The organism is Salipiger sp. PrR007 (assembly GCF_010499845.1).
GTDB classification, from domain to species: Bacteria; Pseudomonadota; Alphaproteobacteria; order Rhodobacterales; family Rhodobacteraceae; genus Salipiger; species Salipiger pacificus_A.
In genome coordinates, this window is the sequence record NZ_JAAGOZ010000021.1 from 34,490 (window position 1) to 58,047 (window position 23,558).

The following is a 23,558-nucleotide window of genomic DNA, read 5'->3' on the forward strand; positions in this document are numbered from 1 at the left end:
AGGGACCAGTTCGATGGAAACGATTAAGACCGACCTTCTGATCATTGGTGCGGGCTCGGGCGGGCTCTCGGTCGCCGCGGGCGCGGTGCAGATGGGGGCCAGCGTGGTGCTGGTCGAGCGCGGCGAGATGGGCGGGGATTGCCTGAACTACGGCTGCGTGCCCTCCAAGGCGCTGATCGCCGCCGCGGCGCAGGCCCATGCGGCCGAGGTGTCGGGGGCCTTCGGCGTCGATCTTGCGCCGGCACGGGTCGACTGGCCTCGCGTCCGCGCGCATGTGCAGGAGACGATCACCCGCATCGCCCCGGTGGATTCGCAGGAGCGTTTCGAAGGGCTGGGCGTGCGGGTGATCCGTGCGCAGGCGCGCTTCGTGTCCGACCGCGAGGTCGAGGCAGGGCACCACCGCATCATCGCGCGCCGCATCGTGCTTGCCACCGGCTCGGCCCCCGCCGTGCCGCCGGTCCCGGGGCTGGCTGACGTTCGATACCTGACCAACGAGACCCTGTGGGAGCTGGAAGAGCTGCCCGCGCATCTGTTGATTCTCGGCAGCGGCCCCATCGGCATGGAGATGGCGCAGGCCTTCCGCCGCCTCGGGGCGCAGGTCACCGTGGTCGAGGGGGCCCGGGCGCTCGGGCGCGAGGATTCTGAAATGGCGGCAATCGTGCTCGATCACCTGCGCGGCGAGGGGGTGACGATTCTCGAGGGCGAAACCGTGACGGCGGCGCGCCAGCAGGGCAGCGCCATAGAGTTGCGACTGGACAGCGGCAAGAGCCTCACCGGCTCGCATCTGCTGGTGGCAGCGGGGCGCCGGTCGAACACCGAGGGCCTCGGCCTGGAGGCGGCCGGGATCGAGACAACAAAGTCGGGCATCAAGGCCGACGCCGGTCTGCGCACGACGAATCGCAGGGTCTATGCCATCGGCGACGCGGCGGGCGGGCTGCAGTTCACCCATCTCGCGGGCTACCACGCCGGCATCGTCCTGCGCTCGGCGCTCTTCGGCCTGCCGGCCAAGGCCTCGACCCACCACATCCCGCGCGCCACCTACACGCGGCCCGAGCTTGCCCATGTCGGCCTGACCGAGGTCGAAGCGCGGCAGCGCTACGGCGACAAGCTCGAGGTGCTGCGCGAGGCGCTGCAGCACAACGACCGCGCCATCGCCGAGCGGGAGACCGCCGGGCTCGCCAAGGTCATGGTGCACAGGGGGCGGCCCGTGGGGGCCACAATTGTCGGCGCGCAGGCCGGAGATCTTATCTCCACATGGGCGCTTGCGATCTCGGCGAAGGTGAAGATCGCGCAGATCGCGGGCATGGTCGCGCCCTATCCGACGTTGGGGGAGCTTAACAAACGGGTTGCCGGATCCTATTTCACACCCAGATTGTTTGAAAACCGCACGGTCAAGGCTGTTACACGAACAGTTCAACGCCTGCTCCCCTGAAAGCTCAAGACCGCCCTTCATGTTCAACTCGCTCTCAGGCCGCTTTCTTGTCCTCACGACTGTTTTCGTGATGCTGGCCGAAGTGCTGATTTTCGTGCCCTCGGTGGCGCGATTCCGGCAGGATTTCCTCACCGACCACCTCGAGCGCGCGCAGATCGCCTCTCTGGCGCTGCTGGCCGACGATGTACTGGCTCCCGAGCTCGAGGCCGAACTGTTGGACAACGCCGGGGTCTACAACGTGGTGCTGCAGCGCGACGAGCGGCGCGAGCTGGCGCTCTCGTCGCCGATGCCGGGCTCGGTGGACGAGACCTACGACCTGCGCGAAGCGGGGCCGCTGATCCTGATGAAGGACGCGCTGCTTCGGCTTGTCGATACCCAGCCGCGGCTGATCCGGGTTCTGGGCTATCCCAAGGACGACGGCGGCGAGCTGATCGAGGTCACCATGGACAGCCTCCCGCTGCGCACCGCGATGATCGACTTCGGCCTCGGTGTCCTGCTGGTCTCGGCGCTGCTGTCGCTGATCACTGCGCTGCTGCTCTTCCTCGCGGTGCGGGTGCTGCTGGTGAAGCCGATCAAGGGCGTGGTGGGCCACATGCAGCGCTACGCCGAGGATCCCGAGGACGCGCGGCGGATCATCAAGCCCATCGCCAGCGTGCGCGAGATTCGCGAAGCCGAGGAGGCGCTGCAATCGCTCGAGACCCAGCTTTCGCAGTCGCTGCGGCAGAAGGAGCGGCTGGCGCAACTCGGCGGCGCCGTGGCGCGGGTCAGCCACGACCTGCGCAACATCCTGAGCTCGGCGCAGCTGTTCACCGACCGCATCGAGATGTCGGAGGACCCGGCGGTGAAGCGCATGGCACCCAAGCTGGTCAGCTCGATCACCCGCGCCGTGTCGCTCTGCGAGACCACGCTGGCCTTCGGCAAGGCCGAGGAGCCCGCGCCGATGCTCACCCAGTTCAACCTCGCCGAACTGGTCAACGAGGTGCTCGAGGCCGAGCGCTTGGCGATCGGCGAGCACGAGGTGAGCCTGTCGGAGGACATTCCCGCCTCGATGCAGGTTCGCGGCGATCCCGAGCAGATCTACCGCGCCATCGCGAATCTCGTGCGCAACGCGCGGCAGGCGATCACCGGCTCGGGGGTGGAGGGTGAGATTGCCGTCTCGGCCCGCGCCGAGGAGGACGCCTGGGTGATCGAGGTCACCGACACTGGCCCAGGCCTGCCGCCGAAAGCGCGCGAGCATCTGTTCCAGCCCTTCCAGGGCGGTGCGCGCAAGGGCGGGGCGGGACTCGGTTTGGCCATTGTCGCCGAGCTTGTGCGGAATCACGGCGGGAAACTGCAGCTGCTGCGCTCCGACAAGGGCGGCACCTGCTTCGAAATTCGCCTTCCGAACGGTGACTTAGGGTAAGATGGGAAGTTTTTTCGAAATCTCTCTTGCGCATCCTCCGAACAAACTCTAAACCCCGCCCTCACGGACCGATAGCTCAGCTGGATAGAGTACTTGACTACGAATCAAGGGGTCGGGGGTTCGAATCCTCCTCGGTCCGCCACTCCCCACCGGGGGACGGCAAAAAAAGAAGGTCACCGCGATGCGGTGGCCTTCTTTTTTGTGTTTGCGCCCCCTCACGTCAGGCGGAGGAAGCCTGCGTTTCAAGGCTTTGCGCGATCAGTTCGGGGATTTCCGGCCAGTCGATGAAGGCGGGAAGCACCGGGCCTGCGAAGTCCGCCTCCGCCAGCGCCTCGGGAACATCTTCCAGCATGTGGCCGGCGTTGAGCGCGAATTGCGGCAGGCAGATCGCCTGGCCGAGTCCGCGGGCCGACTCATTCAGGTAGGGGGGCTCTTCCACGTAGCCGACGCGCGCTTTGGCGAATCCGATCTCGGCCTCCAACGCGGCGGCAAAGTCGCGCGCGCTCTCGGCACTGGTGCGAGACACGTTGCTGCCATGCGCGGCGACCAGCAGAGTTGTCTCTGCCGCCTGCCAGCCCTTGTCGCCAAGCGCGCGCTGCAGCGCATGGGCGGCGCTGGTCACCAGCGCGGGCTCGGTGCCGAAGGGCTCCAGCACCCGCAGGCCCAGAGGCTCTGCACGTTCGGCGAGCACCTTCTTGGTGAAATAGCCGCGTGCCATGAAATAGGGGTAGATCCAGGGAGCCCCGAGGTCGGCTACCGCCGCGTCGAAGGCCCCTTCCTTCGCCAGGGTCGCGCCGCCGATGCGCCAACCGGGCAGCAGAGCACCGACGCGCGCCGCGAGATCCTTCAGTGCCGCTTCCTGCGGATCGGGATCGGAGGGACTGCCATGGGCGACAATGAGGGCGGATCTGGTCATGTCATCAGGTCTCGATAGTCTGTCCTGCGGCGTGACGTAGCACCGCAAGTGTTTTCGAAAACTCTGGCAAGGTCTTTCGATGGACCTTGCCCGGCTCAGTCGCGGAACGCCCCGGCGAAGGGCTCGGGCAGGTCGAACTCCTGCAGCACCCGCGCGCGGCCCTCAGGCGACATCTTTAGCGCGGTCTTCTCGACGATGCGCTGCAGCGCCTCGGCGTCGCGCCCCTCGGCGAAGGGCGAGAAATACCACTTGAGGAAGGTGAAGCAGATCACGTCCTCCAGCGCCTGCACCTCGGCGTCGCGCTTGATACCCTCCTTGCGCAGCAGCACACCCACGCGCTCTTGCGCCTCGGTGTCAAAACCCGCCTTGGACATCATCCCGGCGAGCCGCGCGGCGTGGCGGCGGCCTTGCTCCTTGCGCCAGGCAAAGTAGCCGGCGCGGTCCATCGGGTAGGAGTCGCGGGGCAGCAGCCAGCGCTCGACGTGCTGGCCGCGCGCGGCGATCTGCAGCACCTCGGAGGCCTCGGGGAAAAGCCGAGCCAGCTCCGCGCTCATCCGCTCGCCGTAGAGCAGCGCGGCGGGTTGGCCTTCTTCGCGGTTCGGGTCCTGTGCATTGGCGGAATCGATCTCGGACAGAACGTCTTCAAGCGCGCTCATGTCCGGGCTCCTGCGCGGTTAGGGGGCTGGGGCATAGGGGAAATCTCCTGTCCGGCTGCTGCAAGCAAGGTGGCACGCGCAATCTTTTGGCGCAATCTCCGGCGCGGCGGTCGCGCATGTTTCGCCGGGTTGCCCGCGGAGCAGACCGCGAAAACGGCGTCAGAGTGACGCGTGGGGTGGCTTGGGGTTGAAACCCCGGCGGATCATCTATCACATTGAGCGAAAAACGGATTTTCTAACGGAGCCGCCATGTCTTCAGACCCTGAGCCAGAGCGGTCGCGGGCCGAGAGCCTGCTCGGCGCCGAGGCGCGGCACCAGCTGAACCTGGCTGGGCGCCTCTCCGCGCTCGCTGCCGCGCTCTGGCTGCCGCAGGCTGCCGCGCTGGCCTGGGGCATTGCTGGCTGGGCCGAGGGTGCGCCGCTTTCGCGCACGCTCTGGATGGCGCTCGCCTTCGCCCTGGTTGGGCTCTTTCGCGGCTGGGCGGAGCGCCGGGCCGCAAGGCTGGCCTATCGCGCCGCCGACGAGACGCTGCACGCTCAGAGGCAGGCGCTGCTGAATCGCGAGGCGCTGCGCGTGGGAGAGTCGTCTTCGGCGGCGCTTGCGGCCCTACTGACCGAGAAGCTGGCTGTGCTCGGCCCCTGGATCACCCGCTTCCGCCCGGCCATGGCGCGCGCCCGGGTGCTGCCGTTGCTCTACCTTGCGGTGATCCTGCCGATCTCCTGGGCGGCGGGGCTGGTGCTGCTGGTCGCCGGGCCGCTGATCCCGCTCTTCATGGCGCTTGTGGGCATGGCGGCGCAGGACGCGAGCCGCAAGCAGATGGTCGAGCTGGGCGCGATGAACACGCTGCTGATCGACCGAATCTCGGCGCTGCCGGACCTGCTGCTTCTCAACGCCGCCGAGGCCTCGCGCGCCGCGTTCGAGGTCCGCGCCGAGGCACTGCGGAAACGCACCATGGCGGTGCTACGGGTGGCCTTCCTCTCCTCGACCGTGCTCGAGCTCTTCTCGGCGCTCGGGGTGGCCATGGTGGCGGTCTACGTCGGGTTCTCGCTGCTGGGAGAGATCGGCATCGGCACCTGGAGGCTCTTCGGGCCGGAGCTGACGCTGTTTCAGGGGGTGTTTCTGCTGCTCCTGGCACCCGACTTCTTCCAGCCTCTGCGCGATCTCGCCTCGGCGTGGCACGACAAGGCGGCGGCCGAGGCGGTGGCGGACGACCTTGCGGCGCTGCACGCCTCGGAGGCGATCCCGGTGCTGGGGCAGGGGGCGGAGGCCGTGGCATTGGCCGGGCCTGCTACGGTGACGTTGACCGGGGTGCGGGTCCGGCGGGGCGCGCAGTGGGTGGCGCTGCCGGACGTCGAGGTGGGGCCGGGCGGCTCGCTGGCGCTGCGCGGGCCGAGCGGGGTTGGCAAATCCACGGCGCTCGACCTGATCGCGGGGCTGCTCGTGCCGAGCCAGGGTGAGCTGCGGGTGGCCGGGCAGGCGCTCGACCACGCGACCGCCGACGCCTGGCGTGCCCGCCTCGCCTATGTGCCGCAGCTGGTGCATATCCCCGAGCTCTCGCTACGCGCCTTCTTGAGCGGCAGGCCGGACGGCGAGGTGCCTCTTGAGGCGCTGCGCCGGGTCCGAGCCGAGCGCTTCGTCGCGGCGCTTCCCGAGGGGCTGGAGACGGTCCTCGGCGAAAGCGGGGCGGGGGTCTCGGGTGGCGAGGCCCGGCGGCTGCTGCTGGCCCGCGCGCTCATCCGTGGCGCCGATGTCATCCTTGCCGACGAGCCCACCGCCGATCTCGACGCCAGCACCGGCGCCGCGATCATCGCGCTGCTGAAGGGGCTCTCCGACGAAGGGCGCACGGTGATCGTCGCCACCCATGACCCTGCGCTGGCCCGGGCCATGGACCGGATCGTCGACTTGGAGCCCGCCCCATGCTGAAGCTCTGGCAGGTCCTCCGCCTGCTGTGGCGGGCGCATCCCTTTGCGATGTGGCGCGGCGCGGTGCTCGCGGTGCTCGTGCTGCTGATGGGGGCGGCGCTGCTCGGCCTCTCGGGGTGGTTCATCACCGCGACGGGTATGGCGGGTGTCGCAGGGGTGGGCATCGCCTTTGACGTCTTCCGGCCGAGTGCGGGCGTGCGCGGGCTGGCACTTGGCCGGGCCGCGGCGCGCTACGGCGAGCGCCTGCTGACCCATGACGCCACGCTGCGCGCCCTCGCGGCGCTGCGGGTCACCTTACTCGGGCGGCTCGAGCGCTTTCCCGTGAGCGACCTGCGGCGCTTGCGGGGCGCCACAGCACTGACCCGGATCACCGCCGACGTGGACGCGCTCGACGGGGTGGTGCTGCGGCTGGCGCTGCCCATCGCCGCGGCACTGCTGACCCATGTCGCGGTGTTCTTCGGGCTCTGGGCGCTGACCTCGCATGGCATCGCGCTCTCGGTCGCGGGGGGGTACCTGCTGGGCGGCGGCGTGGTGCTCTGGCGGGTGGCGCGCGCGACGCTGCGCCTCTCGGCGCGGGGAGAGGAGGCCTCGCAAGACCTGCGGCGCCGCGCCATCGGACTGTTCCGCGGACGGCGCGAGGCGATCCTGCAGGGGGCGTTGCCGCTTTGGCGCGCAGGGCTGGACCGGGCGGAGTCCGAGGCGCGCGACGCCATGGACCGTCTCGATCGCATCGACACCGGCGCAGGGCAGGCGCTTTCGGCGATCGTGACGTTGGTCGCGGCTGGGGTCTTCGCGCTGGCGGGCTGGTTGGTGGCCGAGACCGACCTCGACCCGGCGCTTGCCGCCATCGGCGTCTTCGTGGCGCTGGCGCTTGGCGAGACGCTCGTGCCGCTGCGCAGGGGCATGGCCGAGATCGGCCGGATGCGCGACGCGGCGGGCCGGGTTCTGGCCGAGCCGCCGGTGCGGTCTCTCTCCCCCAAGGCTCGCGTCGCCGCCCCCGCAGCGGTAATGTCGGAGCAGGTTCTGGCCTTGCGGCACCTCTTTCTGGCGCGGCCCGGATGGTCCCGGCTCCTGCTGCACGACCTTTCGCTGTCGGTGCGGGCGGGGGAGACCCTCGCCCTTCGCGGCGCCTCGGGGCTCGGAAAATCGACCCTGCTCGACGTTGTCGCCGGATTGGAGCCCGTGACGGCGGGAGAGGTTCTGTTGCTGGATCGCCCCCTGGCCGCGTGGCGCGACAAAGAACTGCGCCAAGTGCTGACCCTCGTGCCGCAGCGCGCGGCGTTGGTGTCTGGCACGGTTCTCGAGAATCTCGCGCTCGCCCGCCCGGGGCTGAGCGAGGCAGAGGCGATGGACGCTCTGGAGGCAGTGCATCTGGCGCAGACGGTCGCGGAGCGAGGCGGTCTCTGTTCACCTTTGGGTGAGGGCGGGGCCGGTCTTTCGGGCGGTCAGGCCCGCCGCCTGGTGCTGGCGCGGGCGCTGCTGCGCCGCCCGAAGCTGCTGCTTCTGGATGAGCCAACCGAGGGGCTCGATCCGGAAGCCGCCAGGCAAGTCTTGGCAGGGGTGAGGAAATTTCTGCCAGCCGCGGCGATTGTCACGGCCTCGCACCGCGCCGCGGAGCTGGCGGCTGCCGATCAGGTGATCGATCTCAAAAGCTATATCCCAGAAACATGATGAACTTGATGCAGATCAATCCGCTGTCACAATGGCGGGGTGTAGCAGGGCACCTGAAGGGTGTCGTTCGGTAAAAAGTAGCCGCCCACCTCGAAATTTAACTTGTGGACCAGAGGGCTCGGGGCCGCCGTTCGGGGGGCCAGACTCCAGGTCACATGCGCAGAGGAGTACTGACATGGAGCTCGATGTTGTCGAGCTGTCGCGTTTGCAGTTTGCGATGACGGCCCTTTATCACTTCCTCTTCGTGCCGCTGACGCTGGGTCTGTCGATCCTCGTCGCGATCATGGAGACGGTCTACGTGATGACGGGGCGTCCGATCTGGCGACAGATGACGAAATTCTGGGGCACGCTGTTCGGGATCAACTTCGTTCTCGGGGTGGCCACGGGGATCACCATGGAATTCCAGTTCGGGATGAACTGGAGCTACTACAGCCACTACGTCGGCGACATCTTCGGCGCGCCGCTGGCGGTCGAGGGGCTGATGGCCTTCTTCCTCGAGGCGACCTTCGTCGGGCTGTTCTTCTTCGGCTGGGACAAGCTGTCGCGCGTCGGGCATTGTATCGTCGCCTGGCTGGTGGCGATCGGATCGAACTTCTCGGCGCTCTGGATCCTCATCGCCAACGGTTGGATGGTCAATCCGGTCGGGGCCGAGTTCAATCCCGAGACCATGCGCATGGAGATGACCAACTTCGCCGAGGTGGTCTTCAACGAGGTGGCGCAGGCCAAGTTCGTGCACACCGTCTCGGCGGGCTATATCACCGCCTCGATCTTCGTGCTGGGCGTGTCCTGTTGGTACATGCTGAAAGGCCGCCACGTGGAGCTGGCGCGCCGGTCTATCTCGGTCGCGGCCTCCTTCGGGCTCGCGGCCTCGCTGTCGGTGGTCGTGCTGGGAGACGAGTCGGGCTACTCGGCCAGCCACACCCAGAAGATGAAGCTCGCCGCCATCGAGGCGATGTGGGAGACCGAGCCCGCCCCCGCGCATTTCACCCTGATCGGCTTTCCCGACCAGAACGCGCGCGAGACCCATTACGCAGTGCATGTTCCCTGGGTCATGGGGCTGATTGGCACCCGCTCGCTAACCGAGGAAATCCCCGGCATCAACGAGTTGGTCGCGGAATCCGAGCAGCGCATCCGCTCGGGCATCATCGCCTATGACGAGCTGATGACGATCCGCGCCGAGCGCAACGCCACCCCGGAGGAGGTGCGGGCGAGCTTCGAGCGGCACTCGGCCGACCTTGGCTACGCGCTGCTGCTGAAGCGCTATGTGGACGACCCGCGCGAGGCGACCGAGGAGCAGATCAAGATGGCGGCCGATGACACCGTGCCGGGCGTGGCACCGCTGTTCTGGTCGTTCCGCATCATGGTTGGCCTCGGCTTCTCGTTCATCGCGCTCACCGGGCTTTTCTTCGTGCTCAGCAACTTCCGACGCGGGACCTATCCCCGCTGGGCGCTGATGCTCGCCGTTGCGTGGATCCCGATGCCCTGGATCGCCGCCGAGATGGGCTGGATCGTGGCCGAATACGGCCGCCAGCCCTGGACGGTCGACGGCATCCTGCCAACCGCGCTCTCGGCCTCGCACCTGAGCGTTGGCGACTTGCTGTTCACCCTGGCGGGCTTCGCGCTCTTCTACACCGTGCTCTTCATCATCGAGATGGGCCTCATGCTGAAATACATCCGCAAGGGCCCGCAGGAGGATGTCGAGGAAACCGAACAATGGATGACGCGGCACGAGCACCGGCTGCGCACTCATGACGGCAAGGGTCCCTTTGCCGATGTACCTGCGGAGTAACAGTCATGATCTTGCATGATCTTATCAGTTTCGAAGTTCTCCGCCTGATCTGGTGGGCGCTGCTCGGGGTGTTGCTGATCGGCTTCGCGCTCACCGACGGCTTTGACATGGGGGTCGGCGCGCTGCTGCCTTTCGTCGGCCAGACCGATGTCGAGCGCCGCGTGGTGATCAACACCATCGGCCCGGTCTGGGAGGGCAACCAGGTCTGGTTCATCCTCGGCGGCGGCGCGATCTTCGCCGCCTGGCCGCCGCTCTACGCGGTCAGCTTCTCGGGCTTCTACCTCGCGATGTTCGCCATCCTCGCTGCGCTGATCCTGCGCCCGGTAGGCTTCAAGTACCGTTCCAAGCGCGCGAGCGCGCGCTGGCGCAGCGGCTGGGATTGGGCGCTCTTCGTCGGCGGCGCGGCCCCGGCGCTGCTCTTCGGTGTGGCGGTGGGCAATGTGCTGCTGGGCGTGCCCTTCCACCTGACCGAGGACCTGATGCCGATGTACGACGGCACCTTCTATGGCAAATTCCTCGGGCTGCTGCGGCCCTTCGCGCTGCTCTGCGGAGTTGTGTCGCTGTCGATGCTGATCATGCACGGCGCGGCCTGGCTCTCGGTGAAGACCAAGGGAATGGTCGCCTTCCGCGCGCAGCGCATCGGCACCGTGGCCGGGATGATTGCCGCCGGTGGGTATGCGCTGGCGGGGCTGTGGTTGGCTTTCGGCATCGACGGTTTCCACATCACTTCGGAGATCGTGACGGACGGCCCCTCGAATCCGCTCTTCAAGCAGGTGGCGCACGAGGGCTCGTGGCTCATGGCCTATGCCGAGCGCCCGTGGATCCTGATCGCGCCGATCCTCGGCTTCAGCGGCATGTTCATGGCGGTGCGCGGCCTGCGCGAGGGCTTCGAGGTTTCTACCTTCCTGTGGTCCAAGATGGCAATCCTCGGGGTCATCTCGAGCGTCGGGCTGACCATGTTCCCGTTCATCCTGCCGTCGACCGTCGATCCACGTAGCTCGCTCACCGTCTGGGACAGTTCGTCCTCACATTTGACGCTCTTTGTCATGCTGGTTGCGACGGTGATCTTCCTGCCGATCATCCTGGCCTACACGGCCTGGGTCTACAAAGTGCTCTGGGGCAAGGTCACCGAGGAAGACGTGACAAGCTCGCACAGCGCCTACTGAAACAAGGAGAGACCTTATGTGGTATTTCGCCTGGATCCTCGGCCTCCCGCTGGCGGCACTCTTCGCGGTGATGAACGCGATGTGGCTCGAACTGCGCGAGGACGCGCGCATGGTGGCCGAAGCCGAACGCGAGAGCTGATCACGCCAAGTGCTTCTGCCTGGGGGCGGCCCGGATCGGGTCGCCCGTTGCGGTTTCTGCGCCCCGCATTGTCCGTCGTCACATCCCGGTTACATTGCTCACGTAACAGGCTTGGGTTTCCCAACAGGTATCGGACGGAATGACCTCACTCGGTGAGCAGATCGCGGCGCTTCCCATGCAATGGGACAAGACCGGAAAGCTTCGGGTGCTGATGGTGACCTCGCGCGATACCGGGCGCTGGGTGATGCCCAAGGGCTGGGAGATGGACGGCAAGAAGCCCTGGGCTGCGGCCGAGATAGAGGCGCTCGAGGAAGCCGGGGCCAAGGGGCATATCGGCAAGAAAGAGATCGGCGTCTATCACTACCCGAAGCAGCGCGATGACGGCACGGCGCTGCGCTGCCGTGTGCGGGTCTATCCGATGATCGTCGACACGCTCTCGCGCGACTGGAAAGAGCGCAAGGAACGCAAGCGCAAGTGGTTCACTCCCAAAGCCGCCGCCAAGCGGGTGGACGAGCCGGAGCTTTCCGAGCTGTTGCTCACTCTTTGCGATGCGCCGCACAAGATTCCTCTCATCTCCGCGCTGCTGGGCTGAACTGTCGCCCCGGCGACCATGCGGCATTCCAGCAACGACAGCGTCGCGATCGTGGCCCGTGCGCACGCGTGAGCTCTTTGAATGTGGCGAAAATAAGGTAACCCCGGTGCAGGAGCGCGGTCGCCGGTCCCATTACAAGAGCGGCCCGGTTCAGGCAGAGCAGTGCGATCTTCGACGAGTGCGGCTACGGCGCGTCCTGACCGGCGCGCCGTAGCCGCCTTGCCACGTCCGGGGCAAGTGGCGCCGGGCGGTGGGATTTCTCGCCCTGCGGGATTGTAGGAGAGCGGCGCGTTGCCGCGTGTGTTGAACGAGTGATCGAGGGGAGGAGAGATGCGTGCATCGTCTTTCCGTCTGGGCTGCGGCATTGCGCTGGTCGCGTTGCTGCCCGGATGCATGCAAGTATACACCAACGCGGGTTCGGACCCCGGCGGGACGACCGCGCCGCAGGCCATGCGCCTGCGCGCAGACGGTCGGGGCACAGTGATCGGAACCTTGGCGCAAAGACCGGGAGCAATTCTGCCCGGGACGCCCTACGCGGCCATCGCGCGTGCGGTGCTGGAGGGCGGCGGCTTCCGGTCGGCCTCCGAGCTGCGCCTGGCCTGGCTGCGTGGCAAGGCCGACGAGTTGGACTGGCTGCCCGATCTCGGCCCGCACCTGTCGCTGGCAGTGCTGGCGCATTTGTCCCAGAGCGTTCAGTCCCGGCCCGAGCGCTTCGACACGCCGCGCAAGCAGGCGGAACGCGACCTCGCCCTGGCCGAGATTGACCAAGCCGCGCTGACGCTGGTGGACGAGGCAAACGCGCAGGTCTTCGAGGCGATCGGTCAGCATCTCGATGCCGAAGAGGCGCGCGCTCGAGCGGACCTGCTCGAGGCGGCCTATCGCGATGTCGCCTCGCTAGACTGGCCGATTGCGCGGGCGGTTGCGGCGGGCCTCGTCCCCGCGCAGCGCCTGCAAGAGCTGCGCATCCGGGTGGCGTGGCTGCGCGCGGAAGGGGTCAATGCCCGGGCAGAGGCGCAGCGCGCCCGCTCCGGGTTGGCGGCGATGGGTGACAGCCGGCTCGGCGGAGTTGCGGGCATCGGCGCGATACGCGAGTTTGTCTCGCCGCCGCTGCTCTCGGATCTGCAGGCCGGTATCCTGCGCGCCGGGGTGGAGGCGCAGGAACGCCGGACCCTTAACATGTTGTTCGATGGCCTTGATGCGCGCCGCTCGCCCGAGGAACTGGCCGCGCTGGAGGAAGCCTTTGGCTATGACGGCGAGGGCAGCGAGGCGGGGGACTGGGCTCCGCCCACCGCGGGCCCCCGCTGGTCGCCGGTGGAGTCACCCCCGGGCGACTTCGAGATCGCTGCGGCGGCACAGGAGCGCGAGGCCCTACGCATTGGGCTCGGCGAGGCGGAAAAGATGCGGGCTTCGGCCGTGGCGGAGGCGGTTCGCACAAGGCAGATGGAACGCACCGGGCAGATGACCGCGGCGGACCTCCTCGGCCCTCTTTCGAGCGCGCTGCGGGCGCAGGAGGAAGAGATCACCCAGAGGTACGCGCTGGCCCGTGCAGATCTGCGGCTGGCCTACCTGCGCGGGACGCTGGTCGACGGGTCGGCTCTGTGATCCGGCGGGGCTTCAGTCCTCGCTGTCCATCCAGATCGTCACCGGCCCGTCGTTGAGCAGCGCCACCTTCATGTCGGCGCCGAAGCGGCCGGTGGCGGTTGCGATGCCCTGCGCCGCCACGCGCCCGGCGAAATACTCGTAGAGCCGCTCGCCCTCCGCCGGGGCGGCGGCGGTGGAAAAGCCGGGGCGGTTGCCGCGCTGGGTGTCCGCGGCGAGGGTGAACTGGCTGATCACCAGCGCCGCGCCTCCGGTGTCGAGCACCGAGCGGTTCATCCGCCCCTCGTCGTCGCGGAAAATGCGCAGCTTGGCGATCTTGGCGGCGAGCTTGTCGGCCTGCGCCTCGGTGTCGCCCTGCATGGCACAGATGAGGATCAGCAGGCCCGGGCCGATCTCGCCGACCACTGCGCCTTCGACCGTCACGCTGGCTTCCGAGACGCGTTGGATCAGCGCCCTCATGCGCCGGCCTCCAGTTCGTGCGCCCAAGGCGGGTTGGCGCCGGCGCGGCTGACGGTCACCGCTGCCGCCCGCGCGCCGAGTGCAACCGCCGGGCGCAGTGCGTCGAGGGTGGCCTCGCGCAGGGCGGCGCGGGTTAGCAGGCGGTCCCGCTCCAGCCCCGCCAGCAGCCCTGCGTTGAACGTGTCGCCGGCGCCGACGGTGTCGACGACCGTCGCACGGGTCGCGGGCACGTCGATGCGGCCGCGCGCGGTCACCGCGAGCACGCCCTCGGCACCACGGGTCTCGAGCACGAGCGCGGTGCCGCCCGCGATCAGCGCCTCGGGAGTGGTGCCGAGCCACTCCATGTCCTCGTCCGAGATCTTCACGATATCGGCCCGCGCCAGCATCCCGGCGAGCCGGGTGCGGTAGCGCGCCTCGTCCTTGATGAACCCGGGGCGGATGTTGGGATCGATCATCACCACCCGCTCTCCCGCCCGCGCGCAGAGCGCGGCATAGGTGTCGGCGCAGGGCTCAGACACAAGGCTGATGCCGCCGAAGAAGAGCGCCGAGGTCTCATCCCCGAGCCTGGGCAGGTCAGACTCCGCCAGCGTCCGTCCGGCGGTGTTCTCGTCGTAAAAGGCATAGCGCGCGTGCCCGTCGACCAGGGTCACGAAGGCCAGCGTCGTGGGGCGGTCGGAGCGCGGGCAGGCGGTAAAATCCACCTGCGAGGCGGTCAGCGCCTCGGCGAGGATGGTGCCGAAGAGGTCGGTGGACAGCCCCCCGAAATAGCCCGCAGGCGCCCCCAGCCGCCCCAGCGCTATGGCGGTGTTGAACACCGCGCCACCGGCCACCGGGGCAAAGGCGGGCTCGCCGCCGGAGCTGGTCCGGGGCAGCATGTCGATCAGCGACTCGCCACAGCAGAGGATCATCTCGCGCTCCCTCGTGTTCTGAGATGTGTTAGCGCTATACCTAGCGCGGAGCCCCGGTCGCGCTCAATAGCCAATGGGCACCGTGAAGCCGCCACTGCCCTGCGACTGTGACAACATGTAGCCGATCAGCGCTGCGGCGATGGTGCCGAGGATGATCGCCACGGCGATCTTCCAGGCCGACCACGGGCGCTCCCCCTGCACCCGCCCGGTGGTGCCATTGACCACGAAGCGGTAGGTCTGGCCGCGGAACTTGTAGGCCGCCAGCCAGACCGGCAGCAGCACGTGCTTGAAGGTGACCTCCGAGACCTGCGTGTCGACCGAGGTGATCCGCTGCTGGTCGCCTCCGATGTCGAACTTGATGTCGCGGGTGATCTGCCGGTCCATGAGGTGCCGCGCCTCGACGAAGCCGGCGTCAAGGTCGACCTGGTAGCCCTCGGCGCGGAACCCGGCGAGAAACTCGGGGCGGTAGGGCTCGAGCCGGCTGAGGTCCCAGGGCTCGAGCGCGTCGGTGAAACGCTTGGGCAGCGACTTCGAGGCCAGCACCAGCACGTCGTCGAAGAACCGGGCCACCCGTCCCCGCACCGGGGTCCAGCGCACCTTGGGCACCTGCACTTGCTGGCGCTTGCCATCGCGGATGACGGTATGGGTTTCGTAGTAGACGGTGCCGCGCGCGCCGCTGTACGCGCTGCGGGTCTTGGCGTCGAAGGTCCAGTAGGGCACGTAGATCCCCTGCATCTTGCGACCCTTGCGCGCGTAGTCCCTGAGCCCGTTCGGCGCGAACCAGAGGCGCCCGAGCCAATCGTTCATCGCCTTGTGCGCAGTCGTTTCGTCGAGCGCGAAGGGCAGCACACCCTTGGGCTTGATCTGCCGGTTGGTGCCGGTGTCGGCAACCACTGGCGTCGCGCAGAAAGGGCATTCTGTGGCATGGGCATCTGGGTCAAACTCCACCTCGGCGCCGCAGTTCGGGCATTTGGTGACCCGCAGCTCCTCCATCTCCTGCAACGGCAGGAGGTTGTCCATGGCGGCGCGGAAGTCGAGTTCGCGGATGTCGCTTTTCCAAGGACCGGCGGATTCGACCGGCTGGCTGTGGCCGCAGTGGTCGCAGACCAGTTCGTTGGACGCCGGGTCGAAGCGGTAGTCGGCGCCGCATTGTTCGCAGGGAAAACGGTGGGTTTCGTTCATGCCCGAAGGTCCTCCAGATCCGCCTTTTTCCGGCAGGGCCACCCTAGGCGGAGCGGGCGGCGGTGAAAACCGGTTTTGATACGGGGCTCTTGCCTGCAGAGGTTTCGCCGTCCCGTTGCGCGCGCCCCCGCCTTGAGGAAGGCGCGCACACGACAAGTTCACTCTCGGCACTTTTGCATTCCGAGCCGCAGTGTCTACGCTGATGCGCATGCGAGGCACGGCGGAGCAGTACATGCGGAGTTGGACGAAAGGCGCGGGCATTGCGGCGCTTGCGGTGGCGGGCTGGCCGGGCACGGGGCTGGCCTCGGATCTGGCTTGGCGCTTCGAGTGGCGGGGCAACGGCGGCTACGAGATGCGCGGCGCGATCGCGATCGACGCAGCACTGGCCGAGCGGGACTATGTCTATGCCGAGGACGTCGAGTGCTTCATGGTCGAGGGCTATTTCGAGGACGAGCCGATCGGCCGCTGGGCGCTCGGGATGAAGACCAACGAAACCAGTTGGTCGCTGACCTTCCGCCCGAAACAGGACGCCTTCGAGGTATTCAGCGAGCAAAGCCTGATGCCGCAGGCGTGGAACATGAACGGCTTCGGCACGGACTGCGGGCGCGAGGGCTTCGGCTTCAACATCGGCAACGCGGCGCAGGACCTGTGCCTGAACGGACGGTTGGTGATCGCCTCGCAAGTGAGCCCCACGCGACCTTTCCCGGCGACGCGCGAGGACGCGGTGAGTTTCCCGGTGGATGCCTGCCTTGCCCCGGCGCTGCTGGGGCAGGCGGAAACGGAGGCGCCGGTGCCCGCCTCCTACAGTCCCGTCACGCTCCCGGCGGAGGCGGCGGCAGAACGGTGAAGAGCTGTGCCAGCTCGGTCACGTCCTCGGCGCGCTTCCAGCCGTCCTGCCCTTGGGTCCAGACATAGCTTTCACGGGTCAGCTGTCCCTCGGTCACCATCCGGCCCATGCGCGCCTTGGAGAAAGGCCCCTGCGTCTCGCCATTCGCAGCCACGTGCCAGACGTGCTCGACCGGCGGCGGCGGGGGGGGAGGCGGAGCGGCGGCAGCACTTTGCTGCGGACGCGCCCCCCACGGCCCTGCCTGAGCGCCGGTCATCGCGCCCCCCATCGCCATGCCCATGCCGGCGCCAAAGCCGGTGCCCATGGCCTGCCCGGCGGCCGATCCTTCGGCCCCCAGCGCCTCGGCAGCCTGGAAGCGGGTGTAGGCATCGAGATCACCGACCACCCCCATCGAGGTGCGCTTGTCGAGCGCCCGTTCCACAGCGTCGGGCAGCGAGATGTTCTCGATGTAGAGCTCGGGCAGGGTGAGCCCGTATTCCGCGATGGTGGCCGAGATGCCCTTGGACAGCATCTGCCCCAGCTCCTGCGTGTTGGCCGCCATGTCGAGCACGGGGATCCCCGAGGAGGCAATGAGGCGTGAAAACTCCTGCACGATGATGTTGCGGATCTGGAAGCTGATCTCGCCCGAGGTGAACTCGCCATCGGTGCCGACGATCTCGACGAGGAATTTTGCCGGATCCGAAACCCGCACCGAATAGGTGCCATAGGCCCGCAGCCGTACGGGGCCGAACTCGGGGTCGCGGCAGATGATCGGGTTCTTGGTGCCCCACTTCAGCCCGTTGAAGCGCGTCGTGTTGACGAAATAGACCTCGGACTTGAAGGGCGAGCGGAAGCCGTGATCCCAGTGCTGCAGGCTGGTCATGATCGGCATGTTGTTGGTCTCGAGCATGTAGAGACCCGGGGTGAAGACATCGGCGATCTGGCCCTCGTGGACAAAAACCGCTGCCTGCCCCTCGCGCACCGTCAGCTTGGCGCCATACTTGATCTCGTGCCCCTCGCGCTCGAAGCGCCAGACCATCGTGTCGCGGGTGTCATCCGTCCAGTGGATGACGTCGATGAACTGTCCCGAGAGGAAATCCAGAATACCCATGATCGTCTCCTGTCTTGGTCTGACCTTGTGGTGGCCCGTCGTCTTGACCCGCTCTCAGCTCGGCCCGAGCCCGCCGGTGAGCTGCGCGGCAAGCTCCGCCACGATCGGCCGCGTGGCGGCGGCATCCATGCCGGGCTTGAGCTGGGGGTCGTAGAGGATTTTCAGCATCATCTCGTCCATGCTGGTGAGCAGGGCGAACTCGTCGTCGTCGTTGAAGATCGAAGGCCGCGCTTCGGGGCTGTCGTTGCCAAGGCCAAGACCCTGCGCCACCTCCTCGTGCACGCAGGAGCGGCGCAGCAGATCGGGGTGCTCGGAGCGGATCACCGCGATCGCCTGGCCGTAGGCATAGCCGCCCGGTTCCTCGGAGAAGGCGATGACAAGGCAGTGGATCTCGCGCGGGAGGTTGTCGAAGACCGACAGCGCGGTGGGGTTCACGTCGGGCACGAGCTGCTTGATGCGCGGGGCGACATCGGCCTTGTCGTCCTGCGACATGAAGAGCACGTGGAAGTTGGGTCGATTGGTCGACATGGAAATCGGGTGGCCGGTGATCTTGGCGAGCCTGCTGACATAGGAGCCGAGCATGTTGCTGTCGGTCACCTTTTGGTCTTCCGGCACGTGCGCGCCGAATTCGATCGAGACCCGCACCGGTTGTTCCCATTTCTTCACGCGGCCTAGCTCGCCGCGCGAGGGTTTCAGCCCCTCGCCGCGAGCGTATTCCTCGGCCAGCGCGATGCGTTCGAAGTTGCGCGCCAGCATGGTGTCGGTGATCGGGGTGTCGGGACCGCCGCCATCGGTGCGCAGCAGCCCCTGCGAGAGCAGGTCTGCCTGCACCCTCGCGTAATAAACCTCGAGATCGTAGCTCGCGAGGGATTGGCGCGGGGGGGCGATCGCGGCCGGCGGTTCGGGCCTCAGTCCCGACGGGCGGGGCTGGGGCATCACGCCGGTGCTGCGCGGTGCAAGGGCGGAACTGTCGCAGGCCGCGAGGCCCGCGCAAACCAAGATACCCAGTACGAAACGAGCCCACCTCCGCATATGGTCACGACCCCGCGGGAACCGAGGTCGCCGCCACGTCGCCGGTGCCGGTGGAGCGGGCCTTGGCCGAGGCCAGCGTGTCGCGCAGCTCGGCCTCCATGTGCTTGAGATCCTGCTCTGCCTTGGCGCGGCGCGCCTTGCCTTCGTCGGCGATGCGCAAGCTGTCCTCGATCGTGGCGATCAGGTCGGCGTTGGCCTGCTTGACCGACTCGATGTCGAACACGCCGCGCTCCATCTCGGTGCGGATGGCGGCGTTGCTCTCGCGCAGGTTCTTGGCGTTCGAGGTGAGCAACTCGTTGGTCAGGTCGTTGGCGTCGCGCACGGCGGCGGCGGCCTCGGACGAGCGCTGGATGGTCACCGCCTGCGCCAGCTGGGTCTCCCAGAGTGGCACGGTGTTGACCAGCGTCGAGTTGATCTTGGTGACGAGGCTCTTGTCGTTTTCCTGCACCAGCCGGATCGAGGGCAGCGACTGCATGGTCACCTGCCGCGTCAGCTTGAGGTCATGCACGCGGCGCTCGAGATCGTCGCGGGCGGCACGCAGGTCGCGCAGTTCCTGCGCTTTCATCACCTTCTGGTCCTCGGAGGCGGCCTCGACGGCGGCTTCGCGGGCGGGAATGTCGGTGGCGTCGATTTCCTGGAGCTTCTTCTCGCCGGCGGCGATGTAGAGCGCCAACTCGTCGTAGAAGTTCAGGGTCTTGATATAGAGCATATCCAGGGACTTGATGTCCTTGAGCAGCGTATGCTCGTGCTTCTGGAGGTTGTCGGTGATCTTGTCGATCTGGGTCTGCACCTCCTCGTAGCGGGCGGTGAACTTGGCCATTGGGGCGGCCTTGCCGATCAGCTTCTCCCACCAGCTGCGCTTGCGGCGCACGTCCAGTTCCGAGACAGAGAACCCGCGGATGGTGGTGACGATGTCGCGCAGGCTGTCGCCCGCCGGGCCGACGTCCTTGTTGCGCACGTCGGAAAGCATTGCCTGGCTGATCTCCTGCAGCTCGGCCTGGGCGGCGGAGCCGAAGGAGACGATCGACTGGGTGTCCTCCATGTCGATCTCGTCCATGCGCGCGCGAATCTCCTCGGTCACCTCGGGCGAGGCAGCCTCGAAGCTCTCAACCTCATCCGCGGGCTTGGGGTCGGGCAGGATCACAGCATTCACCTCTTCCACCAGTGCCAGCTCCTGCTGGGCCTTGGTTCTCACATTCTCGGACATCGGACTTCCTCCGTGACTGTCTCTCATTCAGGCTTTTTCAGTCGCACGCCTTCGCGCTGCAACCTGTCGCGCAGCACGTCGATTTCCACCGTAAGATCGGCATTGTTATCCAGCAGGAGCTTCTGGTTCTTCTGGCCGAAGCTCTCTTCGAGGTCGGTCAGCAACATCATGAAATCGGATTTCGCACCACGGTCCTGGGTGCGGCTGTAGATGTCGGCGAATTTCACCGCGGCATCGCGCGCGCCCATCATGTACACGCCCAGGTACTTGCGCGCGGCGGTCAGGTCGCGCGGGTCTTCCTCGACGGTGCGGATGAGGTCCTTGGCCTTGGAATGGAAGCGCTGCACGCGCGCCTCGACCTGGCGGTCGCCAGCGCGGCGCACCGCGTCCTCCATGGCGGTAAGATAGCTCTCCGCGTCGTCCACAACCTTGGCAACGCGGTCCTGCTGGAAGGTGTCGACGCCTTCCATGCCCTTGTGCTTCATCGGATCGATGCCGAAGGCGCCGATGTGCAGAGCAAAGGCCGACAGGCCGTAGAGCACCGGGGCGACCATGCCGGGATCGGTCTTGAGGGCGGCGAGGCCGACGCCGACACCGGCGCAGACCGCGGCGAAGAATTTCCGGGGAATCGCCGGGCGGCGGGCGATCTTGCGCTCGTCGTAGGCGGCTTGGGCACGCAGCCCGTCGCGCAGCAGCCAGGCGCCCAGCAAAAGCACGCCGGCACCGACCAGCCCGACCGCCAGCCCGGCGGCGCCGGAGGTGAGTGAGGTCGCGGCGAGGATGATGGGCGGCACAAAGAGCACGTTCGAGCGTGCGCCAACGGGATCGACGCGCGCGCCATGGTAGAGCGGGCGTTCGTCCTGCGTCTTGCCGTCGGTGGAAGACCCGTCGGGGCTGTACTTTCCGCCATAGCGCTGTGCCAAGGTCAGAGCCCTCCCAGCCAGCCGGAAGTGACTCCGAAGAGAAGCACGATCAGCAGCACGTAGGCCACCTTGCGCAAGCCCTTGTCGGTCATGATGGTCCCCGCAAGCTCTCTCGGTTCAACAAGAACCTAAGCGGTTCGCGGGGTACTTGCTAGGGGGGAGTTCCGGTAGGGAAGCCTCAGGCGACCTGCTTGTCGACCATCCGGTTCCACAGAAGGTCCGCTTCGACGTCATAGGCGTCGCGGCCCTGTTCGGCGCCTGCCTTGCGCAGGCGGTCCTCGAAGGCTTCGCCGAGGGCGGTCAGCCGACCGAGGTAGCGCCGCCGCGCCCGAAGGCGGTCGTCGGTGTTCCAGGCGTCGATCAGCCGGGCGTTTTCCTTGCCAAGAAGGTCGAGGAAGCGCGCCACGGGCTTGCGCAGGCGGCGTGCGGCAAGCGGATCCTGCGATATCGCGTGCAGCAGCCCCATTACCCCGCATTGAAGGGCTTCGGCGCGGCGGCTGAGCTCTGCATCGCCAAGCGCGGCAACATCGGCAACGGCGACGGTGATCGCCGCGTCGATACGGTCGAGCGTCTCCTGGGTGCGCAGCTGGCGGAGCTCCTCGCGGGGGGCGCCTTCCTTGTCGGTGAGCGGATCTCTGCCGAAGGCGGCGACGCCGAGCCCGAAGCCGAGCACGCCGAGCCCGAAGGCCATCACCAAGGAGACGAAATGATGCCCGGCGAGAATCATCACAAGCAGGCCAAGCAGCGCCGAACCGACCATCTTGCGGGGCAGGCGCGGGGCCTTGGCGCTCTCTGCGGCATCATAAGCCGCGGCAATGGTCGCGCCGCGATGGATCAGCCGCACTGCCACAGCGAAGAGCGAAAGCATCAGCACGGCGGTGAATGCGGTGGCGGGCGGGCCCTGGAAGAGCAGCAGCAGCAACGGGAAGGCCGCGAGTATCAGGATGCCAATGCCGGACTCGAGCGGGCCGGGAGACTGGGGCTGCTGGCGAGAAGGTCGTGTCATTCTCATGCTCGGGTCCGTGGTATGAAGGCTACGGGTCTTCGATCGGGCAACTGGGGAGGAGGCGGCACCGTCAGGCGACGCGCGCCTGGCCGGGTCGGGGCCGGGTCATACATACCCAAGCAGGAAGATCATCAGCCAGAGCAGCCCGAAAGCCAGCTTCGCGCCCAATGTGCCATCGGCGCGGGCGCGGGAGGTGGCGTCGGCCAGCGCGCGGTAGGTGTCGGTCGCGACAACGCGGATATTGCCCAGAACGAGGGCAGAGGTCGCGGCAAGGATGGTCAGGGCGAGAAGTGTGCTCATGCCCCTGAGATTGTCGCCGAATCCGGGCGAAATGAGGGCGTCATCCCGCCCAATCCGTGAAAACTTCTTGAGCGTTAACGGCGCATTAGGACAAGAATGACCGCATTTGGGCGCCTGCGCCCGCCTGCCGCCGCAATCGCTGTCGTCAGGAGCGTTTCTTGGGCGGTGGACCGCGGCGCTGGCGCTGGGGCGCTGGCTTGTCGGGTTTCGCGCCCTCCAGCCCGAGCTGGTCGCGTACCACCTTGGGACGGAGCTCCTGCACCTCACCTTCCTTCAGTTCGCCGAGTTGGAACGGCCCGTAGGACACGCGGATCAGCCGGTTCACCGTCAGGCCGATATCGGCCATGGCCCGGCGGATCTCGCGGTTCTTGCCCTCGCGCAGGCCGACGGTCAGCCAGGCATTGGCGCCCTGTTGGCGGTCGAGGGTGACCTCCATCGGCTGGAACTTCTGGCCCTCCACCATGATGCCCGCCCGCAGCGGCTTCAGCATGTCCTCGGTGGGCGAGCCGTTCACCCGCACGCGGTACTTGCGCAGCCAGCCGGTCGAGGGCAGCTCGAGCTTGCGCTTGATGCCGCCGTCGTTGGTCAGCAGCAGCAGCCCCTCGGAGTTGAGGTCGAGCCGGCCGATGCTCATCACCCGCGGCAGATCCTCGGGCAGCCGGTCGAAGATCGTCTCGCGGCCCTTCTCGTCGCTGGTGGTGGTCACGAGGCCGACAGGCTTGTGATAGAGCCAGAGGCGCGGTGCCTCGGGCGCGGCCAGCGGCACGCCGTCGACGGTGATCCGGTCCTTTGCGGTGACGTTGAGCGCGGGGCTCTCCAGCACCTTGCCGTTCACCGACACGCGGCCCTCCTCGATCATCTTCTCCGCCTCGCGGCGGCTGGCGACCCCGGCGCGGGCCAGCACCTTGGCGATGCGGCCGTCCTCGGTGGCGATCGGCGTGCCGGTCGGCCGAGGCTCGGGCGCAGGCTTCGGGCCGGGGCGGGCACCGCGGGGGCCGGGCGTCGCACCGGGCTTGCCGCCCGCCTTGAAACCGCCGCGCGGGGCGCTCGCGTACTCCGCCTCGTCGCGGACGATGCCGCGGCCCTTGGGCTTGGTGGCGGACTTGGTGGCGGGTTTACCGGCCGGTTTGCCGAACGTTTTGCCCTCGGGCTTTGCGCCGCGCGCGCCACCTGCAAATTCACCCTTCGGCCCGCCCTTGAATCCGGGCTTGGCGCCGGGCTTCGAACCGGCTTTCGGAGCAGCCTTCGGACCCGTGCTGGCACGGGACTTGGGACCGGAGGGTTTGGCGGGGCGCGACGGGGGTTTGCTCATGCCTTTCG

General features: G+C 67.5%; 21 protein-coding genes, 1 tRNA gene and 1 pseudogene. 11 read left to right on the forward strand and 12 right to left on the reverse strand.

Annotated features, from left to right (window positions below):
- Positions 1-13: 13 nt before the first annotated feature.
- The 3 genes from G0Q01_RS10305 (at position 14) to G0Q01_RS10315 (ending at position 2,976) form a co-directional block, all read left to right on the forward strand.
- Positions 14-1,432 (forward strand): NAD(P)/FAD-dependent oxidoreductase, encoded by a 1,419-nt coding sequence (locus G0Q01_RS10305; protein WP_164213320.1) that lies wholly within the window; start codon positions 14-16, stop codon positions 1,430-1,432.
- 19 nt (positions 1,433-1,451) lie between these two features.
- Positions 1,452-2,834: a HAMP domain-containing sensor histidine kinase gene (locus G0Q01_RS10310; RefSeq protein WP_164194438.1), complete on the forward strand. Its 1,383-nt coding sequence runs from the start codon at positions 1,452-1,454 to the stop codon at positions 2,832-2,834.
- Positions 2,835-2,899: 65 nt separating this feature from the next.
- A tRNA-Arg gene (locus tag G0Q01_RS10315) sits at positions 2,900-2,976 on the forward strand.
- 78 nt (positions 2,977-3,054) lie between these two features.
- Here the strand turns inward: G0Q01_RS10315 and G0Q01_RS10320 are convergent.
- Both G0Q01_RS10320 and G0Q01_RS10325 read right to left on the reverse strand, forming a co-directional pair.
- Complete coding sequence (locus G0Q01_RS10320) at positions 3,055-3,750, reverse strand: CbiX/SirB N-terminal domain-containing protein (protein ID WP_164194441.1); 696 nt, start codon at positions 3,748-3,750, stop codon at positions 3,055-3,057.
- Positions 3,751-3,845: 95 nt separating this feature from the next.
- Entirely contained in the window at positions 3,846-4,406 is a 561-nt protein-coding gene (locus G0Q01_RS10325; RefSeq protein ID WP_164194445.1) for a DUF4202 domain-containing protein, read from the reverse strand.
- 249 nt (positions 4,407-4,655) lie between these two features.
- Here G0Q01_RS10325 and cydD point away from each other — a divergent pair, with 249 nt between their 5' ends.
- From cydD to G0Q01_RS10360, 7 genes are all read left to right on the forward strand, one after another.
- A complete protein-coding gene (gene cydD / locus G0Q01_RS10330; protein ID WP_164194449.1) occupies positions 4,656-6,329 on the forward strand; it encodes a thiol reductant ABC exporter subunit CydD in 1,674 nt (557 codons plus the stop codon).
- Positions 6,323-7,999 carry an amino acid ABC transporter ATP-binding/permease protein gene (locus G0Q01_RS10335; RefSeq protein ID WP_164194452.1) on the forward strand — a complete coding sequence of 559 codons (1,677 nt, stop codon included), beginning with the start codon at positions 6,323-6,325 and terminating at the stop codon, positions 7,997-7,999. The genes cydD and G0Q01_RS10335 overlap by 7 nt, the downstream gene beginning before the upstream one ends.
- 175 nt (positions 8,000-8,174) lie before the next feature.
- Positions 8,175-9,788 (forward strand): cytochrome ubiquinol oxidase subunit I, encoded by a 1,614-nt coding sequence (locus tag G0Q01_RS10340; RefSeq protein ID WP_164194456.1) that lies wholly within the window; start codon positions 8,175-8,177, stop codon positions 9,786-9,788.
- A 5-nt stretch (positions 9,789-9,793) separates the two neighbouring features.
- Positions 9,794-10,954 (forward strand): cytochrome d ubiquinol oxidase subunit II, encoded by a 1,161-nt coding sequence (gene cydB / locus G0Q01_RS10345; RefSeq protein ID WP_164194459.1) that lies wholly within the window; start codon positions 9,794-9,796, stop codon positions 10,952-10,954.
- Positions 10,955-10,970: 16 nt separating this feature from the next.
- The gene (gene cydX, locus G0Q01_RS10350; protein WP_164194462.1) at positions 10,971-11,093 is read left to right on the forward strand and encodes a cytochrome bd-I oxidase subunit CydX; all 123 of its coding nucleotides are present in this window, start codon (positions 10,971-10,973) and stop codon (positions 11,091-11,093) included.
- A 139-nt stretch (positions 11,094-11,232) separates the two neighbouring features.
- Complete coding sequence (locus tag G0Q01_RS10355) at positions 11,233-11,685, forward strand: NUDIX hydrolase (protein ID WP_108967139.1); 453 nt, start codon at positions 11,233-11,235, stop codon at positions 11,683-11,685.
- Positions 11,686-12,015: 330 nt separating this feature from the next.
- Positions 12,016-13,287 (forward strand): hypothetical protein, encoded by a 1,272-nt coding sequence (locus tag G0Q01_RS10360; protein WP_164194466.1) that lies wholly within the window; start codon positions 12,016-12,018, stop codon positions 13,285-13,287.
- A gap of 12 nt (positions 13,288-13,299) precedes the next feature.
- On the opposite strand, the gene dtd is transcribed toward G0Q01_RS10360, so the two are convergent.
- The 3 genes from dtd to G0Q01_RS10375 form a co-directional block, all read right to left on the reverse strand.
- Positions 13,300-13,743: a D-aminoacyl-tRNA deacylase gene (dtd, locus tag G0Q01_RS10365; RefSeq protein WP_164194469.1), complete on the reverse strand. Its 444-nt coding sequence runs from the start codon at positions 13,741-13,743 to the stop codon at positions 13,300-13,302.
- Positions 13,740-14,651, reverse strand: coding sequence for a carbohydrate kinase (locus G0Q01_RS10370; protein ID WP_164194473.1), 912 nt, complete (start codon positions 14,649-14,651; stop codon positions 13,740-13,742). The genes dtd and G0Q01_RS10370 overlap by 4 nt, the downstream gene beginning before the upstream one ends.
- A gap of 63 nt (positions 14,652-14,714) precedes the next feature.
- The gene (locus tag G0Q01_RS10375; RefSeq protein ID WP_164194476.1) at positions 14,715-15,833 is read right to left on the reverse strand and encodes a TFIIB-type zinc finger domain-containing protein; all 1,119 of its coding nucleotides are present in this window, start codon (positions 15,831-15,833) and stop codon (positions 14,715-14,717) included.
- 232 nt (positions 15,834-16,065) lie between these two features.
- Between G0Q01_RS10375 and G0Q01_RS10380 the strand changes: the two genes are divergently transcribed.
- Complete coding sequence (locus G0Q01_RS10380) at positions 16,066-16,680, forward strand: hypothetical protein (protein WP_203594973.1); 615 nt, start codon at positions 16,066-16,068, stop codon at positions 16,678-16,680.
- Here G0Q01_RS10380 and G0Q01_RS10385 read toward each other — a convergent pair.
- The 7 genes and pseudogenes from G0Q01_RS10385 to G0Q01_RS10415 all read right to left on the reverse strand — a co-directional run.
- The gene (locus tag G0Q01_RS10385) at positions 16,646-17,770 is read right to left on the reverse strand and encodes an SPFH domain-containing protein (RefSeq protein ID WP_108967129.1); all 1,125 of its coding nucleotides are present in this window, start codon (positions 17,768-17,770) and stop codon (positions 16,646-16,648) included. The two genes, G0Q01_RS10380 and G0Q01_RS10385, sit on opposite strands and share 35 nt — an antisense overlap.
- 54 nt (positions 17,771-17,824) lie before the next feature.
- Positions 17,825-18,802, reverse strand: a complete 978-nt coding sequence (locus G0Q01_RS10390) for a DUF2927 domain-containing protein (RefSeq protein WP_164194481.1) — start codon at positions 18,800-18,802, stop codon at positions 17,825-17,827.
- A gap of 4 nt (positions 18,803-18,806) precedes the next feature.
- On the reverse strand, positions 18,807-20,009 hold the full coding sequence (locus tag G0Q01_RS10395; RefSeq protein WP_164194484.1) for a toxic anion resistance protein: 1,203 nt from the start codon (positions 20,007-20,009) through the stop codon (positions 18,807-18,809).
- Positions 20,010-20,032: 23 nt separating this feature from the next.
- Positions 20,033-20,932: a 5-bromo-4-chloroindolyl phosphate hydrolysis family protein gene (locus G0Q01_RS10400; protein WP_164194488.1), complete on the reverse strand. Its 900-nt coding sequence runs from the start codon at positions 20,930-20,932 to the stop codon at positions 20,033-20,035.
- A 178-nt stretch (positions 20,933-21,110) separates the two neighbouring features.
- Positions 21,111-21,938, reverse strand: a complete 828-nt coding sequence (locus G0Q01_RS10405; protein WP_235940036.1) for a hypothetical protein — start codon at positions 21,936-21,938, stop codon at positions 21,111-21,113.
- Between the two features lie 105 nt (positions 21,939-22,043).
- A complete protein-coding gene (locus G0Q01_RS10410; RefSeq protein WP_164194494.1) occupies positions 22,044-22,238 on the reverse strand; it encodes a hypothetical protein in 195 nt (64 codons plus the stop codon).
- Positions 22,239-22,392: 154 nt separating this feature from the next.
- A pseudogene (locus tag G0Q01_RS10415) lies at positions 22,393-23,313 on the reverse strand (pseudouridine synthase); the annotation flags it as partial.
- Positions 23,314-23,558 lie beyond the last annotated feature (245 nt).